The sequence below is a fragment of the Candidatus Bathyarchaeota archaeon genome (assembly GCA_018396705.1).
Taxonomy (GTDB): domain Archaea; phylum Thermoproteota; class Bathyarchaeia; order Bathyarchaeales; family Bathycorpusculaceae; genus DRVP01.
The window spans coordinates 15,045-32,152 of sequence record JAGTQZ010000008.1; the positions used below are offsets into that span (position 1 = coordinate 15,045).

General features: G+C 41.6%; 15 protein-coding genes. 3 read left to right on the forward strand and 12 right to left on the reverse strand.

What is annotated here, in order from left to right:
- Positions 1 to 41: 41 nt before the first annotated feature.
- Positions 42 to 335, forward strand: coding sequence for a MoaD family protein (locus KEJ24_08000; GenBank protein ID MBS7647760.1), 294 nt, complete (start codon positions 42 to 44; stop codon positions 333 to 335).
- Between the two features lie 76 nt (positions 336 to 411).
- Positions 412 to 1,491 carry an aminopeptidase P family protein gene (locus KEJ24_08005; protein MBS7647761.1) on the forward strand — a complete coding sequence of 360 codons (1,080 nt, stop codon included), beginning with the start codon at positions 412 to 414 and terminating at the stop codon, positions 1,489 to 1,491.
- Between the two features lie 80 nt (positions 1,492 to 1,571).
- Here KEJ24_08005 and KEJ24_08010 read toward each other — a convergent pair whose 3' ends face one another.
- The 5 genes from KEJ24_08010 to KEJ24_08030 all read right to left on the reverse strand — a co-directional run bounded on the left by KEJ24_08010 (position 1,572) and on the right by KEJ24_08030 (position 7,515).
- The gene (locus KEJ24_08010; protein MBS7647762.1) at positions 1,572 to 2,549 is read right to left on the reverse strand and encodes a branched-chain amino acid ABC transporter permease; all 978 of its coding nucleotides are present in this window, start codon (positions 2,547 to 2,549) and stop codon (positions 1,572 to 1,574) included.
- On the reverse strand, positions 2,546 to 3,406 hold the full coding sequence (locus tag KEJ24_08015; protein ID MBS7647763.1) for a branched-chain amino acid ABC transporter permease: 861 nt from the start codon (positions 3,404 to 3,406) through the stop codon (positions 2,546 to 2,548). The genes KEJ24_08010 and KEJ24_08015 overlap by 4 nt, the downstream gene beginning before the upstream one ends.
- A 12-nt stretch (positions 3,407 to 3,418) precedes the next feature.
- Entirely contained in the window at positions 3,419 to 4,129 is a 711-nt protein-coding gene (locus KEJ24_08020; protein ID MBS7647764.1) for an ABC transporter ATP-binding protein, read from the reverse strand.
- Positions 4,101 to 4,784 carry an ABC transporter ATP-binding protein gene (locus KEJ24_08025; GenBank protein MBS7647765.1) on the reverse strand — a complete coding sequence of 228 codons (684 nt, stop codon included), beginning with the start codon at positions 4,782 to 4,784 and terminating at the stop codon, positions 4,101 to 4,103. The genes KEJ24_08020 and KEJ24_08025 overlap by 29 nt, the downstream gene beginning before the upstream one ends.
- Positions 4,785 to 5,028: 244 nt before the next feature.
- Complete coding sequence (locus KEJ24_08030) at positions 5,029 to 7,515, reverse strand: molybdopterin-dependent oxidoreductase (protein MBS7647766.1); 2,487 nt, start codon at positions 7,513 to 7,515, stop codon at positions 5,029 to 5,031.
- 197 nt (positions 7,516 to 7,712) lie between these two features.
- Between KEJ24_08030 and KEJ24_08035 the strand changes: the two genes are divergently transcribed.
- A complete protein-coding gene (locus tag KEJ24_08035; protein ID MBS7647767.1) occupies positions 7,713 to 8,045 on the forward strand; it encodes an oxidoreductase in 333 nt (110 codons plus the stop codon).
- A 14-nt stretch (positions 8,046 to 8,059) separates the two neighbouring features.
- On the opposite strand, the gene KEJ24_08040 is transcribed toward KEJ24_08035, so the two are convergent.
- The 7 genes from KEJ24_08040 to KEJ24_08070 form a co-directional block, all read right to left on the reverse strand.
- A complete protein-coding gene (locus KEJ24_08040; GenBank protein MBS7647768.1) occupies positions 8,060 to 9,268 on the reverse strand; it encodes a (Fe-S)-binding protein in 1,209 nt (402 codons plus the stop codon).
- A 24-nt stretch (positions 9,269 to 9,292) separates the two neighbouring features.
- Positions 9,293 to 10,897, reverse strand: coding sequence for an FAD-binding oxidoreductase (locus tag KEJ24_08045; protein MBS7647769.1), 1,605 nt, complete (start codon positions 10,895 to 10,897; stop codon positions 9,293 to 9,295).
- A 2-nt stretch (positions 10,898 to 10,899) separates the two neighbouring features.
- Complete coding sequence (locus KEJ24_08050) at positions 10,900 to 11,271, reverse strand: hypothetical protein (protein ID MBS7647770.1); 372 nt, start codon at positions 11,269 to 11,271, stop codon at positions 10,900 to 10,902.
- Between the two features lie 78 nt (positions 11,272 to 11,349).
- Entirely contained in the window at positions 11,350 to 11,625 is a 276-nt protein-coding gene (locus KEJ24_08055) for a hypothetical protein (GenBank protein ID MBS7647771.1), read from the reverse strand.
- A gap of 212 nt (positions 11,626 to 11,837) precedes the next feature.
- Positions 11,838 to 13,127, reverse strand: coding sequence for an ABC transporter substrate-binding protein (locus KEJ24_08060; GenBank protein MBS7647772.1), 1,290 nt, complete (start codon positions 13,125 to 13,127; stop codon positions 11,838 to 11,840).
- Between the two features lie 253 nt (positions 13,128 to 13,380).
- The gene (locus KEJ24_08065; GenBank protein ID MBS7647773.1) at positions 13,381 to 15,900 is read right to left on the reverse strand and encodes a molybdopterin-dependent oxidoreductase; all 2,520 of its coding nucleotides are present in this window, start codon (positions 15,898 to 15,900) and stop codon (positions 13,381 to 13,383) included.
- A 97-nt stretch (positions 15,901 to 15,997) separates the two neighbouring features.
- The coding region (locus KEJ24_08070; protein ID MBS7647774.1) for an ABC transporter substrate-binding protein at positions 15,998 to 17,108 on the reverse strand (1,111 nt) is incomplete at its 5' end.

A 17,108-nucleotide genomic window follows, 5' to 3' on the forward strand; every position in this document is an offset into this window, starting at 1 on the left:
AAACACTATTCTGTCTTCATTCTTTATTGAGGAAAGTAGAGTTGAAGGTTAAAGTTGAATACATCGGCCATGTTAGAGAGATAATCCACAGCGGTAGAGAAGAAGAGCTCGAAATTAGCGAAGGCGCTTCTCTTGGTGATTTACTTCTTATGCTGGCGGAAAAATATGGGGAACCCTTTAGAAAAGCCGTTTACGAACCCGGTGGCTCTGACGTTAAGCAAAGTTTCATAATCACGGTGAATGGATACCTGTTAAACCAGCTGGATGATGGGGTTAAAACTAAACTCAAGCACGGAGACCATGTCATTTTAATGTCTATTGTAAGCGGCGGTTGAAGCAAACTCGTTCATCAAGCCCTTTGAAACATTTTATAAAAGGTTAAATGCACCATACATTTTAAGAGGTGGAATTTTGGATAGAACAGTCCTTCTTAAAAGTAGGGCCTTTAAAGAAAAAGGGTTCGACGGTTTTTTGATAACACATGACGCTAACATGCTTTATTTCGCTGGTTTCCCCGGTGCTTCTTGTCTCCTTTTTTCAAAAGACAAAAAAGATGTATTGTATGTTTATGGCGTCAATTATGAGCAAGCAAAAGCCGAAGGAAAAGGATTCCATGTGGAACTTGTAAAGCGTGATGAAAATTTAATGGCTAAGGTAGCGGCTCAAGTGAAAGACAATGCCATCAAAAAATTAGCCTTTGACACTCTAACCATTGAGAACTACAGAATCCTAGCAAGAGGCTTAAGGGGTAAAGCAAAACTTAAACCGCAAGGCAAGCTGATCTGGGAACTTCGCGAGGTAAAAGACGCTGAAGAGCTTGAGCTAATGCGTAAAGCCGCAGAATTAACATGTGCAGGAATGAAAGCAGCATATGAAGCCATAAGGCCAGGCGTACGGGAGTACGAAGTTGCAGCCGAAATAGAATACGCCATGCGAAGGAAAGGCTCCTGGGGAACAGCTTTTGATACAATAGTGGCATCTGGGGAGCGCTCCGCCTTTCCTCATGGAGGTTGCACAGATAGAATAATCCAAGAGGGCGACATAGTTGTTGTTGACATAGGCGCCTCTTACCGATATTACCGTTCAGACATGACTCGAACCTTTGTTGCTGGAAAACCATCAGAAAAACAGAAAAAAATTTACGAAATTGTAAAGACAGCGCAACAAATGGCTGTTCAAAACGTTAAAGCAGGAGCAAAAGCGAGAGACATAGATTCGACAGCGAGAATAATCATTGAAAAAGCCGGATACGGCGAAAAATTTGTCCATGGTCTCGGACACGGCATAGGCTTAGAAGTCCATGAACCGCCAACCCTAAATCCAGAAAGCAAAGACAAGCTAAAAGTCGGTAACGTTGTAACCATAGAGCCCGCAGTATACATCGCTGGATTTGGAGGGATCCGCATAGAAGACACTGTACTAGTGAACGAATATGGCGCAGAAAAACTCACGGATGGCCTTTACACAATTGAAGCCAGCCTAAAACGTTAAAAACGCACTTAATTTTAAAGAAGTAAAAACACTTCATTTTAGATAAAGAAGTTTAGCTTTATCTATTAATAACCCAAGTCTCATTTAGATTTGGCGGTATGCTCTGCAATGGTTTTAAAGATGCCCTTTAAGCCTCTTGGGGCTACGAACACTATTATGAGAACTATGATTCCTTGCACAATTAGGGATAACCCCATGAACCTCACAAGTTGCAGGTAGAGTATAGTTACAATTATCGCTCCAACAACAGGTCCTTCAATGCTTCGTAATCCCCCTATAATGGTAGCCATTAACGGGATTAATGTCCAAGCGATTCCGAAGCCACTTTGTGGTTCGATGTAACCTTGGTATAAATAAAAGGTAGCACCAGCTAAACCCGTAAAAAAGCAACAAATTACAAAAGAATATAACTTGTACCTGTACGTTGGTATTCCACAGCTTAGCGCAGCGTCCTCGTCATCACAAATAGCTATAATGTTCAATCCAAGCTTTGAATTGAGAATAATCTTTATAGAAAAAATTGCTAACAAAGCTATTATTAGTGCAAGGTAATAAATCTCCATTCTTGAAATATACGTTGCAGCTTTTATAGGGATACCCGCCCCTCCCCAAGTTACAGGTGAAGCCCATGGAGGTCTCCAGGAAGTAAAAAATATTCTGAGCATCTCGGTTAAGGCAAGTGTTCCTATAGAGAAATACACACCCTTTATCCTAAAAAGGGGTTTAGATACAACCGCAGCAAATATGGCTGAAACTATACCAGCAGTTATAATTGCTAAATGGACTTGCCAACCGAAGTCCGTGAGAACACCCAGCATGTAGCCTGCTAAACCTACATAAGCTCCTTGGCCTAATGAAAATAAGCCACAGTATCCGGCCAAAAAATTCCATAACTCTGCCATAGTCAAAAAGGTTAGGAAAAGTATTAGAAATGTTGTTAAGTATTCCCCCAAACCAATAAATGGAACCAGAAATAACACAACAATGATAATTAAGAGACATAACAACACATTCCTATTCCTATTAATACTCATAAGAGACTGCTTCACACTGCTCAACGTCCAAGCACCCCTTTAGGTCTTAACGCTAATAGAATGAAAATAACTAAGTAGCTAGCAAACAGCTGCCATGCCGGATTGAAGAAAGTTGCTGTGAGAACTTGAACTAAACCAATTATTATACCGCCTACAAATGTGCCCACCATACTACCGAGACCACCTAGCACCACTACACCAAAGGCTATAACCATGTAACTTTTACCAGTAGGAGGAGAAAATGGATAAGTAAGTCCGACTAGAATCCCGGCGATTCCAGCAGTCAAAAAGGCTAGACCAAAAGCAAGCGCACGGATATTATCGGTGTTTATTCCCATCAGTTGAGCCATTTTCCAATCTTCAGATGAAGCCCTAACGGCCATACCAAGGTAGGTTCTTCTTAAAAATTCCCTTAAAGAGAGTAGCACAACAATGGAAATGAAAAAATTAAAAATAAACACAAAAGGCATGCTCATCCATCCTAGCCGATATGACCATAAGGAATAATTAGTTACAAGAGCCCGTTGCATAGGTGACCATATCAGGAGGTATACGTTTTCAAGAATCGTTGATATGCCTAAAGTTGTTATCACAAACATTTCTATAGAATATTTTAGAGGCCTGCTAAGGCCGAACCTCTGAAGTAAATATCCTAACGATACAAAGATGGGTGCCAAAATGATTATGCTGACTAGTGGGTCTATACCAAATGATGTAAGCAGATAATAAGCAAGATAGCTGCCTAGAAGAACAAATTCTCCATGAGCAATATTCATAACATCCATAACGCCCAAAATAAGCGACATACCGATACCTATAACTGCATAGGTGCCCCCTAGCAAAGCACCATAGATTAAGGATTCGATCAGTTTTGTAATCATTTAACATACTCCCTATAAACCAAGGTAGGCTCTTCTAATGTATTCTTCGTCTTTAAGTTCTTCCGCAGTCCCTATTTTTATGATCTTCCCCGATTCTATTAAACATGCACTATCTGCTTTTTCAAGAGCTTTCCATACGCTTTGCTCTACTAAAAGTATTGTTATACCTTGTTCGTTAATCTCTTCACATGCGGCATAAATTTTTTCGGTTATCAAAGGTGACAATCCCAGTGACACTTCGTCAAGTAAAAGTAGTTTAGGATTGGACATTAATGCCCTGCCTATAAGCAGCATTTTCCGTTCACCTCCACTTAATTTATCTGCCATCTGATTTGACCTCTCCTTCAATCTAGGGAACAAGTTGAAAACTCTCTCCAACATGTCATTTTTTTCTGACCTTCTAACATATGAACCTATCATGAGATTTTCAAGCACCGTAAAGCGAGTGAATATGGAAGCACTACTCTCAGGAACCAATGATAAGCCACGCGCAACCCTTTGATATGTTTTAAGATTATCTATTTTTTCTCCCAGGAATTGTACGTTGCCGGTATACCGCACAAGTCCAACTATAGCATTTAAAATGCTTGTTTTGCCAGCTCCGTTAGACCCTATTATAGCGAAAATTTCGCCCTCCTTAACATTGAAAGACACGTCATGTACAGCTTCTAAACTTCCGTAGTATACGTTTAAATCACTTATGCTTAAAATGGTCTTTGACACCTTGCGCTTCCCTCTTTCCTAGATAAACTTCGATTACTTTTATATCTCTCGAAACTTCCTCAGGCTTACCCTCAGCCAACTTCTCACCTGAGTTCATAACTACGACTCTATCTGCTATTTTCATTACAAACGACATTATGTGCTCTACAACGAGTATGGACAAACCCATTTCTTTTAACATCTTAAAAATCGACAACAATTCTGCGATTTCGTTTTCTCTCGACCCTGCTGCAACCTCGTCCGCCAACAACAGTTTTGGCTTCATACTTAGGGCTCTGCCCAATTCAAGTCTTTTAAGCTCCATTAACGTTAGACTTCCAGCAGACATGTTTTCTTTTCCTTTAAGCCCTATGATATCTATAACTCTTTCCACCTCTTTTTTAGCGTGTGCTGCGCTGAAACCGCCACCGTTTATTGCAGCCACCATAAGATTTTGAAAAACCGTCAAGTTTTTGAACGGACGAGGTATCTGAAAAGTTCTTGCTATACCCAGCCTACATATAAGATTGGGTGACAAACCATCTATCCTTTTTCCTTCAAAATATAAATTTCCCGAGGTGGGCTTGAGAAGACCAGATATGAGATTTATAACAGTAGTTTTCCCGGCTCCATTGGGTCCTATTAACCCCAAAACTTCGTTTTTTCTTAAATCCATTGTTAAATTATTAACAGCCGCCAAACCTCCAAACCTTTTCGTTAAATTGTCACATTGAAGTAAGACACTCACTTTTTGCACTCTCAACTAATTTTCCATCGACTAATTTACCTACCTTTTTTAAATTCCACCCATTTTATAACTATAACTAAATTTAAAAGTTTTTACCAAAAACTGAAGACAGGGGTATAATAGCCGGAAGGGGGGACCCTGTGTCGTTTAATCTCACTGTCATATCGAGGATTTATTCCGCCCGGTAGACTTTACAAAGCATTGTCTTGTATGGTGCGCCACCCCATCCAGTTTCACATACATATCCCATTGGAACTAGCTGATTTAATGAAAATTCCCACAACCCGAACAACGATGGTTCATGTGACGGCAACTCTGGTAGCCACCAGCCATGATCAGCCATGACCATCTGAGGATGAACTGCAGGCGTTAATTTTGCTTTACGTTTACATCTACCATAATTGTTTTCAATCCAAACCCAGTCACCATCTTTTATGCCAAGCTTCTCAGCCGTCTTTGGATGGATTTCAACTATCGGATCTGGATGTATTTCTCGAAGCCATGGTATTTGTCTATGTTCGGAGTGAAAGTACGCTATTATTCTTCGACCAGATCCTAGAATTAGGGGATACTCCCTATAAAGTTCCGGAGTTTCTATAGGGCTGTGGGGACGCGGTTCCCGATAGTATGGAAATGGATCATAGCCCCATTTTTTTAGACGAGTTGAATATATTTCGGCCAATCCTGAAGGCGTTGCAAAACCCGGTTCGCCGTTTCCTCTCAGTAATCCCCTTTCATATCTTTTATATGGTTTAGATCCCCATGGATTATCCTCGGGTGGGAATATTACATGTTTTTTGCGTAATTCTTCATACGTGAGCCCAGAGAGTCTGAGAAGTTTGTCGTAAAAATCTTCTTCGTCCTTAATTCGTTGAAGCAGAGGATTGAAATTTTTAGCTAATGTTAAGCATATTTCCATATCTGATTTGCATTCGCCGAGAGGTTCGATGGCTTTTTCTATGGATGATAGTGGACACCACCAGTTCCAGCCTCCTATCCTCTCTGCGATGCTGGCGGCGGGCAAAACCATGTCGGCAAGAGCTGCAGCGGTTGGTGTTAGAAAAGCGTCAACAACAACTATGAAATCAACATTCTTTCTTAGTGCCTCATACCAACCCCTTGGGTCGGCACCCATGCAGGCTAGGATGTTGCTTGTTTGAAGCCAAAGGAATTTAATAGGCCAAGGCTTTCCTGTTTTTATAGCTTCATACACATCATCCATTTGTGGAACCGGAACAAGAATGCCCGCAGTGTCGCGTATCAGAGGCCATTTGTCTGCTCCAATACACCTTTCAACCAATTTATCGAGAGGCATTGTTTCATGGAAAAATGGAGGAAGATATATAGGCATGAAAAAACTTGGACCATGTGTTGGCCTCGCAATTACATTGCCTCCGGGGACATCAATGTTTCCAGTAATAACTGCAAGTTGTGTTATAGATTGGGCAGCGCGGAAACTTTCACCTCCATGATCTATGGCAACTCCCCACTGAATAGCTGCTGGTCGACTTTTGGCATAGAATCCAGCGGCCTCTACAAGCTTATCCTTCGGCACCCATGTTATTTGTTCAACCTTCTCTGGAGAATATTCAGCTAAGCGATCGAGATAAAGTTGCCATACCGGCTTACATTCAACTTCAGACCCATCAATTAATCTAACATTGTACGAGCCTTCTAAACTTAAATCCACATCAAATTTTTCATAGGAAACTGTGGTTGGATCATATTTCACTATCTCTCTGCTTTTTTTATCCCACGCATAATAGCCAGCTTTTTCGAAGTCTTCCCTCGCTCCTTTTATTACATGCCATTCCCTTAGGGGCTCTTTGGTATCCATCCTTATCAAGTGGGGCGCATTCGTCCACTTTTTAACAAAATGCTCGTCATACAATTTTTCACGGATTATAACGTGGAGTAACCCTAAGGCTAATGCGCTATCTGTGCCAGGTCTTACTTGCAACCAGTATCGGGCGCGAGTTGCCAGCCACGTGCAACGCGGGTCTATTACTACCAGCTCCGCTCCTTTTTTCGCTAAATCTACAATCCAATGTCCGAAAAAGCCATCTGGACAGACGGCTGGAGGGTTATTTCCCCAAACGATTATACACTTAGGTACAACATAGTTTGGGTCGTCATATCTTTTATCCCACCATTGTGCTGCATCCACAACATGCAAATCACCAATAGTCACCCAACTTGCACCTATGCGCGGGTAATAACATGAGAAACCGCTTAAACCAAAATCTCCGGCGTTGGGTGTTCCAAGCGACCACGCCAAGAGATGCGCCGGCCAAATATTTCGACCAGTGCCACGACCTATGCATATGCTTTGTGGGCCATATTTCGCTATTACTTCTCTCAACTTTTCTTCAATTTCTTGAAAAGCTTCCTCCCATGTTATCCTTTTCCATCTGCCCTGACCCCTTTCACCAACTCTTTTCATGGGATACAGCAAACGATTAGGATGATAAACATATTGTATCAGCGCCAGAGCACGCGGGCACAAGCGTCCTTGATTCCAAGGATGCCCTTCGTCACCCTCCACTTTCACTAATTTTCCATCTTTTACGTGAAGAAGCGCACCACAACCACCGTGACAACCAGGTCCAGGAGACCACAAAGTTGTCTTTACGACTTTATCTCCATCCATAAACTTCACTTTGAAGTTATTTTGATGTTCTAGATATATTAGATTTATGTGTGAATTGGGCTATTCAATTTACGCTATTACAATAATCTTATTGTTAGTTTAAAACTTCACAACTTGTTACAAATTTATAAGTTACCCACAGTAGTAACACAAGCAAATTTTATATACAGAGATCATATAACCAAATGTTTAACCCGGTGATAGTTATGTCTCTTTATGGTCTCCTGATAGATTATCAATGGTGTTCTGGCTGCCACTCTTGTGAAGTAGCATGTAAACAAGAACATAACCTACCAGTTGGCGTATGGGGAATTAAAGTATATGAATTAGTACAGGAATATAATGGCAAAATCTTTATTGATTATTTCCCATTTCCCACAGATCTTTGCAATTTATGTGCGCATAGAACAAAAGAAGGGAAAAAACCTGCATGCGTCCAACATTGTATGGCTCGGTGCATGTATTATGGAAAGATTGAGGAGCTAATAAAAATAGCGAATGAGAAGTCAAAAATGGTTCTTTGGGTTCCACGCCAGTAACGTATGTTTGGAAATTAAAGGATTGCATGCCACAAGAGTTCAGCACAGTTGACAACTTTTATTAAACTCTCATCCTCAGCTACAGTTTTGAGACTATATTCGCACCATGGGCAAGCTGTAACTATTATGAAGCTCCCGGTACTTTCAGCCTCTTTAATTCTTTCTTTCGCAGCAAACTTCATAAGATCAGGAAAAGCCGCCATAACACCCCCATTTGCACCGCAACACCATGTTCGCCCTTGATTTCTGGGTAATTCCTTTATCTCCGCACCTTTAATGCTTTTAAGGATTTTACGCGGCTCTTGGGTTATTCTTGTGAACCTTGAGAGGTTGCAAGGATCGCTATAGGTGATTGTGACGTTTAGCACTTTTTCTGGTTTAAGTCGGCCTTCCTCAATGAGCGCATTAAGAAACTGTGTGAAGTGCTGCACTTCAAAGTTGAGGTTTCCAATTTTGGGGTAAAGTTTTTTAAATGAATAGTAGCAATGAGGACAAGGTGTAACCAACGTTTCTATTCCTAGTCCATTCAACATCTCTAAATTCTCTTCAGCTAGGTTTTGGAACAGACCTTTTTCACCTAATTGTAATTGTAATACACCACAACAATTTTCATTTTCCCCAAGGAAACCAAAGTCTACTTTTGCCTTATTCAGAAGTTTCACAAATATTTTTGTAGTTTCTCTAACGGTAGGTTCTAGAGAGTACATGCACCCGGGATAAAAAAGCACTTTAGACATCTCTTTAGTTAGATTCTTAATTTTGAAGTCTAAACCTTCTGTCCATTTTAACCGTTCTTTTCTAGGAACAAAAGGATTACCAAACTTAACAGTGTTTTCGAGAAGTGCCTTATGTTCTGGAAAAACTATGCCTCTCTCGACAAGCTGCTCTCTGACGAATTGAATCACATCAGTGATAGTTGTCCAGCCCTTTTCTATATATTCCTCGCCGAAAAACTTTTTGCCGAATATTGCGCAATTTTCTTGGCACGCTCCACACATTGTGCATTTATAAAACACTTCCGCAAGATTCTTGTCATAGCTTATAGATCCGAAAACGATGGCTCTTGCTAGTGATATTTTTCCGGAGCCAGAGTAGGCATAAAAACCATATCTCTCATAGGATGGACATACGGGAAGAAATTCTGGAAGATCTGACCATATGCAGCTGCGACATCTAATGCAAGCCATAACATCAACGCCTATGTGATCCCTTATTTCTTTCAAACTGACCAACTCGCCTACCTCCTGCTATTCAGGCCACATGTGTGGGGACATAATATTGTTTGGATCTAACGCTTTCTTAATTCTTTTTAACACCTCGTAGTAGCCACCCGTCTGTTGTAGGATTGCTTTAGCTTCCTCTCTTGTTGCTGGTGGTTTATGACCAAAAAAACCATACTTCCTTAACAATTCAGCTGAATATGTCGCATACTTCCTTAAATCCTCCCTAAGCTCATTGAACGTCCCGCCAAACCTAGAGATATAAAATCTGTGAAACATCATCCTACCCTGATCAAAGGGCTGAATATAAGCCGAGATCAGAGACATCCCTTCTTTACCTTCGAAAAGGTCAACAAGGTGCTTCTCCATCTGCACTAAATTTCTTGGTGGAACAAGACCTATATAAGCAGCGGTAAAAAATGGAGCCATGAGGCCGAGAGCCATTGCTGGTGAGCGAGGTGGTTCATGTTTCACATGCCTCTCTACACACATTTCATAAAAGTATGGAAAAACACGCTTAAAATCCTCATGATTATAAACAGTTCCCCCGTTCTCTCGAGCGAGTCTATCACAAACTTTAATCTGCGCCTCAACAACTTCTTTGAATCCTTCAAAAGTTGTGACTGTAAGCCAAAGTGGCACTCCTTCAGGAGGATCGTAGAAATTTCGAGGACTCCATGTATCGTATGGAATCAACTCTCCGTCAAGGACGTTTCCGTACAGCATTTTTCCCCATCGTTCCATCTGTAAAAGCGCTACCCAATGCCAGATAACTACATGTTCGGCAGCACCGCGAAGACACACCTGCCTACAGAATTTCACGGCAGACTCCGTTGAATTAAAACCAGTTATGTGAAAGTTGGCTACCTCCCCTTGCGGATAAATTCTCAACGCGAATTTAGTGACAACGCCTAACATACCATTAGCATTCAACCAAAGGCCGTGTATATCTGGAAAGTTGAAGTATTGATGAGCCCAGCTTCCATGTTCAGCGACAGCTCCACCTGTTCTAACTAACGTTCCGTCCGGCAACACCACTTCAAAACCTAAAATATCGTCAAAACCTCCACTTCCTCTATGTCCCTGAACTTGTGTAGTTGCAGGACCGAAAACACTCAGCTGAGGATTATAACTGCCTTTTGAATGCCAATACTTGAGCGGTTGCAATGCTTTATAAAGCTGACCATTCGTGACACCTGGTTCAAGAACGACGTATCCTTCATCAGTATTTATCTCTATTATCCTGTTCATTCCAGACATGTCGAGGACTATGCCACGTGGAATACAAAAGGTAGAAGAAGCTGAAAGAAGACACCCACCAGCCACAGGGGTTACTGGTATAATGTGTTTATTAGCTATCCTAAGCGCGGCTTGAACATGTTCTACCTCTTTTGGTCGAATAACTATCTCTGGAACAAGAAACGGCACCGCACCGTAACTTGCGCACACCGCTGGATTGTCTGACACATTTTCATCACCAATGAGTCTTTTAAGTTCTCCAACAACCTCCCTTTTTAACTGCTCAGACATCCTATTTTTAAACTCTGGAAACATTGCCAAAATATCCGGATACATTGCAGCAAAAGGAGTGTCCTTGACAGATTCTTCTAGCATAGAGGGGTCAAAAACCATTTTTAGGTGCAACCTCCTTCCATTGTCAAACCCAACTTTCTCAGCATAAATGATGCTCTATATGCTACTAATGCGGAAGTGGGAGCAACCACCTTCACTTGAATGTCTCCCTTTAAATATAGATTCCGCATAATATTTCTAATGTTTTTAAATTCTTTTTCGCAAGCCAGAGAATTGATAGCATCCTTATTTATTTTAAATACAACTAAGGGTTTATCATTTTCTGAAGGTTGCAGAAAATTAACCCCAGCATGGTTTCTAGCTACTTTGTAAATGTCACCATTTAGGACTAAGTAAATCACAGCTCCCTCGCGCAATTCTAGAAAAGCTTCTTTAAATAGTCCATATACGAGGTTCTCAAAAGTCCCAATCATTTAAACACCTTAATTGAGATTTTTTAATAACACTTATATACTATAAAGACCTTTCGATTGGATACGTTTAAATTTGATCTAACTAGTTTTTAATTGTTCTTCCATCCATTTGAGCTTTTGATAAAGCCTTCTTTCTTGGTTTTTAAAAGAGTGTATCTTCACGTTTAAATATTCCTCTCGCCCTGTCAGTTCTTTAGCTCTCTCCCTACAGACTTTTTCGCTTATTTTTTTGATTTCCATAAGTTCTGCTTCGAGTCTTCGCCTTTTCGCCAAAACGTTTAAAAAACAAACTTTAAGTCTATGAAGCATAGCCATTTTTAATAAGATATCCTCAATCTGCTCGTTCCCAGTCATATCCGCCAACCTAGACTAATGTCAATTATCAATAAAAACTCATTCTATTCAACTTTTCAACATTTCCAATGCAGCTCAGCGACGCTTCAGGAACATAGTTGTAGACCGAACACAGTATAAAATCATTTTAACGGGAACCAACCTTCCGAATGGATTACAAGGTCCATATTCAAAAAGATGTGAGGGGGGATTTTTGATTAAAGTCTTAAGGTTTAGGGAAGCGGGAATAATGGTTCACGTGTAGGTTGTAGATCCGGATTTGGCGAGTAAACAATCTCCATCTTCAGCTTTCCATGCTCATCTACAAACCATTGACCTACATAAAGCACTTGAGGACAAAAGTGGAAATCTTTTACGAACTTTACTCTTCCAAACGCCATTGCAACAACGTCAATGTTAGATAAGGCATCCAGTATTTTTTCAGGATCCAGACTTCCAGCCATTTCTATTGCTCTACATGCCACTTCAGCCCACGAATACGCGCTTAAAGCATCTGACCAAGATCTCCCAGTTTCCTCTGTCCAATCCTCAGCCAGCTGCATGTTGGTTCTCCCGCCGTAGTAACTTTTGTATGGTATATATGGGTTCCATACGTTAAATGGATCAACCAAACCGACGGCAAGGTTTGGATCACCTATCGCTGCTACGTCCTCATAGTTTTTGAGGGCCCTTCCATCCAGAACCATTTTCGGCTTCCATCCTAAACTTGTGGCTTGTCTCCACATAGTTGCAAAATCGCTTCCAATGGATAGTCCCCAAAGAACTTCGGCTTGAGCATCTTTCCATTCGCGGATTATTGCTGTAAAGTCCATAGTTCCAGGAGCATATTGACCAAGACGTTTTTCAACACCAACAACAGTATACCCGGCACCTTGCAAGATTCCAGTTGCAAGATCATACCAAGGTCTGCCATCAGCATCATCCGGTGCAAACAACGCTACTTTACCATTGATTTCTTCACGGAACAAATTAGTGAAGTCCAAATAATTTCCAATGGCAGAATACCCAGGCTTACCAGCCCTAAAGTCTCCTTCCGGAACTGGTGTAACAAGTACCGGGCCTATAGCCCATGCATACTCATAGGGTCCGGAATTCCACCATGGCTCCATAACCCCGTCCACAAGCGCAGGCACCTTAAATTTGTCCACCGCGCCTGAAACTGGAATATGAATTATTGGTGGACCTGGATTAGTAAGTATTATGTGGACTTTGTCTTGGAGTATTAGTTGTTCGACTAGGGCTGTTGCTTTTGAGGGGTCGCTGGAGTCGTCGTATTGTATTAGTTTGACTTGGAGTTTTCGGCCGCCGACATTTAAACCACCAAGGTTATTCACATCCTCAACACATTTCTTAATACCAAAGGCAGCTGGTTGACCGAATGCGGCCATGAATCCTGTCATTGAAACTAGATTTCCAATTCGGACCTCCTCAACTCCTCCGGGAGTTGTGTAAAGATATACTAAGACGCCGACGATAGCAGCGACGATTATTACGATCGCCACCAAAAGCACCTTCAAACGGAAAGCAACGCCTTTTCTATTCATATTTACCACTGAACCGAAGTTAGTGGCATATATCTTTATATAAGGTTTACGTTACTAGGATTTTCGGAGCTTTTCCTTTAGCGTATTTGCTGCTGGGCTATTTATACTGCTAGACTAAGTAGCTAATTTAACTTTCACGAAAGCCTCCTGACGCAGGCCAGCGGTTAGGTCGTAAAAATTTTGTTAAATATCTTTAGTATCTTGTTTATGTTTAGTCTATGTTTGCTTTTTCGATTTGAACTAGAAATGCGCTTACCACCATGCCAGGAACATTTTTTGAAGTTGTCTTCGATGGAGTTATAAGGTTTATGGCACCTCCTCTATCTATTTTGTATTCTACGGACAGTAAGTCAACCCCTGCCCCATGATCCATGCTAACCACTCCAGGCATTATACGCTCTGTTATGTAGGCAGCACCTAAAACGGTGCCTCTTTCATTGTAGACTTTGACTATGTCTCCATGTTTTATTCCGCGTTTTGCGGCGTCGCTTGGATGGATCCAGACTGGTTCATATAGATAGCCGTCTGGCCCTTTTATTTTGCATGTAGGTATCTCCCTAAGCCATACTATATCGTCATTTTGAGCGTGAACCCTCCATCTTGGATGGTTGCTAACCATTAGGAGCGGATATCTCTTAGCCCTTGCATGCAGCAGGCTTTCCTGATGAGTTTCGCCATAAGGAATGTAATGAGGTACTGGAGGTCTTTCGGTGTCTTCTGGAAAGTTTTCAGCAAGGCCTGTAGAATAGAACTCAAGTTTTCCGGTGGGTGTTTCCAGTCGGTTGTTGAGAGGATCCTCGTAGAAGGAACCTAAGCCTGGCTTAACATTGAGTTTCTTCTTCATCTTTTCCCATTCTTCAGGCGGTGGTGCAGGGAGGAAAAATATTTTTTTCCTTTTGAATTCCTCCCAGCTCATATATTTGGGACATACAGACTCCTCGTAAATTTTTTTGGCGAACTCTTCAAACTCTGGAAACTTCTCTAAGTAGGAATTCAACCCAATTTTTTGTGCTATTAAACGCATTATTTCATAGTCGGTCTTTGACTCGCCAATGGGCTCGATACACTTATCAACCCACCATGCAATTGTGTACTCTGGAGGATCAACTTTAACAGCCATATCTTCTGTCTCAAAAACTGTGCATGCTGGGAGAATTATATCTGCGAATTTACAGTCATTTTCAAACCATGGATGCACTGCCACTATGAATTCTATTTTTGGGCTTCTTAGGGCTTCGATCATTTTATAGCCTTCGTTCCAGCATGTGGTCCAGCAGCCGTTTTCATTGAATATCATATGGATTTCAGGGTATCCCTCAAAGGGATATGTATACTTAACAAACTGGTCTTCCATTAATGCCATAATAGCACCAGTACCATACCAGCTTACTGGTGGATTGAGAATAGCGTCTGGCAACAGTGTCTTGGGAATGAAAGGTGGATTGTAAGGTATTAACCCCCAAAGGTTACCCGGGTTTATCGGCATACCCTTTGCAGCTATAGCTTCTATCGCTCCCGAATAAATTTCTATATTCGTGGGAACACCCGGTAAGACACGTCCAAACGTCCATGTTGGAAGAAGTCTCACCATGTGAACCCCTGGTTTCCCAAGTCCTTGCATGGACAACAGTATAGCCTCTAATCTTGCAGGCTCTGTTGAGTATGGTCCCCTTATTTTTGGTCCCCCGAATACTATGCCTATTGATGTTCTTTTAGACGCCCACTCTCTTGCTAAGGCTTTTATTGTTCTAGTGGGGACTCCCGTTATCTTTGATGCCCATTCTGGGGTTTTTGAAATCCCGTCTTCATGGCCGAGGACGTATTTTTGAAATTCTTCGAATCCATGAACGTGAGTTTTGATATATTCCTTGTCATATGTTTCCTCTTCTATCCACATGTAGGCTATTGCTAAGTACAGAGCTGCGTCGGTGTTGGGTCTTATTGGTATCCATTTGTCAGCCCACTTAACGGTCGTATAATTGGCATCTGGAGCTATGGCTATACATTTTATACCGGCCTCTTTAATCCACCACATAACTATTGAACCGCTTTGCCCACAAAACCCCCAAGAGGTAGTTTCAGGATCAGCCCCCGTGAGTATCATAAGTTCCGTATTTTCCAAAACGTCCTCGTAGATAACATCTTGAAAGTGCAATCCGCATTTAAGTCCCTCACCACCCCATACATGCTTTGCCCCCCAGTAATACCCTTCCCAACTGTCTGGATTTCGAATAATATGTGTGCAGCCACCTAAATGCTCAAAAAGCTCATGCGCATAGAAATGTAATGTCTGGAAGCTTGATTGTCCATGACCGTCAGCTAAAACAGCTATCGCGTGGGGACCGTACTTTTCTTTTATCCTATTAATTTCACTAGCTATGATCTCTAACGCTTCGTCCCAGCTTATTCTGACATACCCACTTTTACCTCTATTTTGAGTGTTTCGCTCACCATTTGGGTCAAAGTCAACTCGTTTTAACGGATACCTAACCCGATTCGGTGAGTATACACGTAACTTAAAGGCAAGTTCAAACGGTGCTTGCAAGGTCTTTCCAGGTTTTGTGAAAGTCTTGCCACGCGCCTTAATCGTATAAGAAAATCCGTCAAAGAACATAGGCTTTAGTCTTATTATTTTACCATTCCTGATGTGAACTTCCGTCGGAACGTACGCGTCTGTAAAACCAAGCAGACTTGTAGGCACATAACTTTTCCTTATATCACTTCCATTCATATTTTCACCTTGAAGCTATAGTTTGTTTTATCCATCTTTTTTATGTTTGAAATAAAAATGAAGATTGTTAATATGTGAATTCAATTATTAACTTTTGCTAGGGCAGCGGGAAGATTATTTCGTGAGTAGGAGTTATAGACGGATCTGCACACCAGACAATTTCTGCTTCCCATACCCAAGGCTTATTTGTCTTCACCCATTGAACCACATGAAACAGAGATGGACTACTATGAAACTCTGCAATGATTTTTACTCTTCCAGCTATTGACATAAAATCAACTTGAGGAAATGCTTGATTTATCTTTTCTGGATCTAAACTTCCTGCAATTTCTACCACTCTACATGCCACTTCAGCCCAGTGATATGTTGTTAACATCTCCGTCCAAGCTTTTCCTGTTTCATTTGTCCATTCCTCAGCCAGACTTGCGCATGTTCTGCCACCGTAATAACTTTTGTATGGTAGGCTTGGGTGCCAAGCTTGAAATGGGTCGGCCAATCCAATGGCAAGGTCCCCGCCTATGGCCGCTACATCATCATAGTTTTTAAGAGCCCTTCCATCCATGGCCATTTTCGGCTTCCATCCTAAACTTGTGGCTTGTCTCCACATGGTTGCGAAATCTGCACCTACAGACATACCCCAAAGAACTTCGGCTTGAGCATCTTTCCATTCGCGGATTATTGCTGTAAAGTCCATAGTTCCAGGAGCATATAAACCAAGACTTTTTTCAACACCAACAACAGTATACCCAGCCTCTTCAGCAACTTTTGAAGCTAACTCGTAAAATGTACGTCCATCCGCATCATCCAACGCGAAAAGGGCGATTTTCTTGTTAATCTTGTCACGGAATAGTTCAGTAAAGTCTAGGAAATTAAAGAGAGCGTTGTACCCACGCTTACCAGCTCTGAAATCACCTTCTGGAATAGGTGTGGCAAACCAAGGCAGGTTACCGGTCCAACAGTATTTATACGGCCCTGCACCCCACCAAGCCTCTAGAAACCCATCGGCGAGACAGGGGATTTTATGATGCTCGGCGGCCTGGCTAACTGGTATGCTGATTACCGGTGGACCTGGAGGTACTATTATTATGTGGACTTTGTCTTGGAGTATTAGTTGTTCGACTAGGGCTGTTGCTTTTGAGGGGTCGCTGGAGTCGTCGTATTGTATTAGTTTGACTTGGAGTTTTCGGCCGCCGACATTTAAACCACCA

Excerpts from the sequence above, each read along its gene's own strand:
- KEJ24_08015 (MBS7647763.1), bottom strand. The coding sequence starts at position 3,406 with ATGATTACAAAACTGATCGAATCCTTAATCTATGGTGCTTTGCTAGGG.
- KEJ24_08025 (MBS7647765.1), bottom strand. The coding sequence starts at position 4,784 with ATGGATTTAAGAAAAAACGAAGTTTTGGGGTTAATAGGACCCAATGGA.
- KEJ24_08035 (MBS7647767.1), top strand. The coding sequence starts at position 7,713 with ATGTCTCTTTATGGTCTCCTGATAGATTATCAATGGTGTTCTGGCTGC.
- KEJ24_08045 (MBS7647769.1), bottom strand. The coding sequence starts at position 10,897 with ATGGTTTTTGACCCCTCTATGCTAGAAGAATCTGTCAAGGACACTCCT.
- KEJ24_08050 (MBS7647770.1), bottom strand. The coding sequence starts at position 11,271 with ATGATTGGGACTTTTGAGAACCTCGTATATGGACTATTTAAAGAAGCT.
- KEJ24_08055 (MBS7647771.1), bottom strand. The coding sequence starts at position 11,625 with ATGACTGGGAACGAGCAGATTGAGGATATCTTATTAAAAATGGCTATG.
- KEJ24_08065 (MBS7647773.1), bottom strand. The coding sequence starts at position 15,900 with ATGAATGGAAGTGATATAAGGAAAAGTTATGTGCCTACAAGTCTGCTT.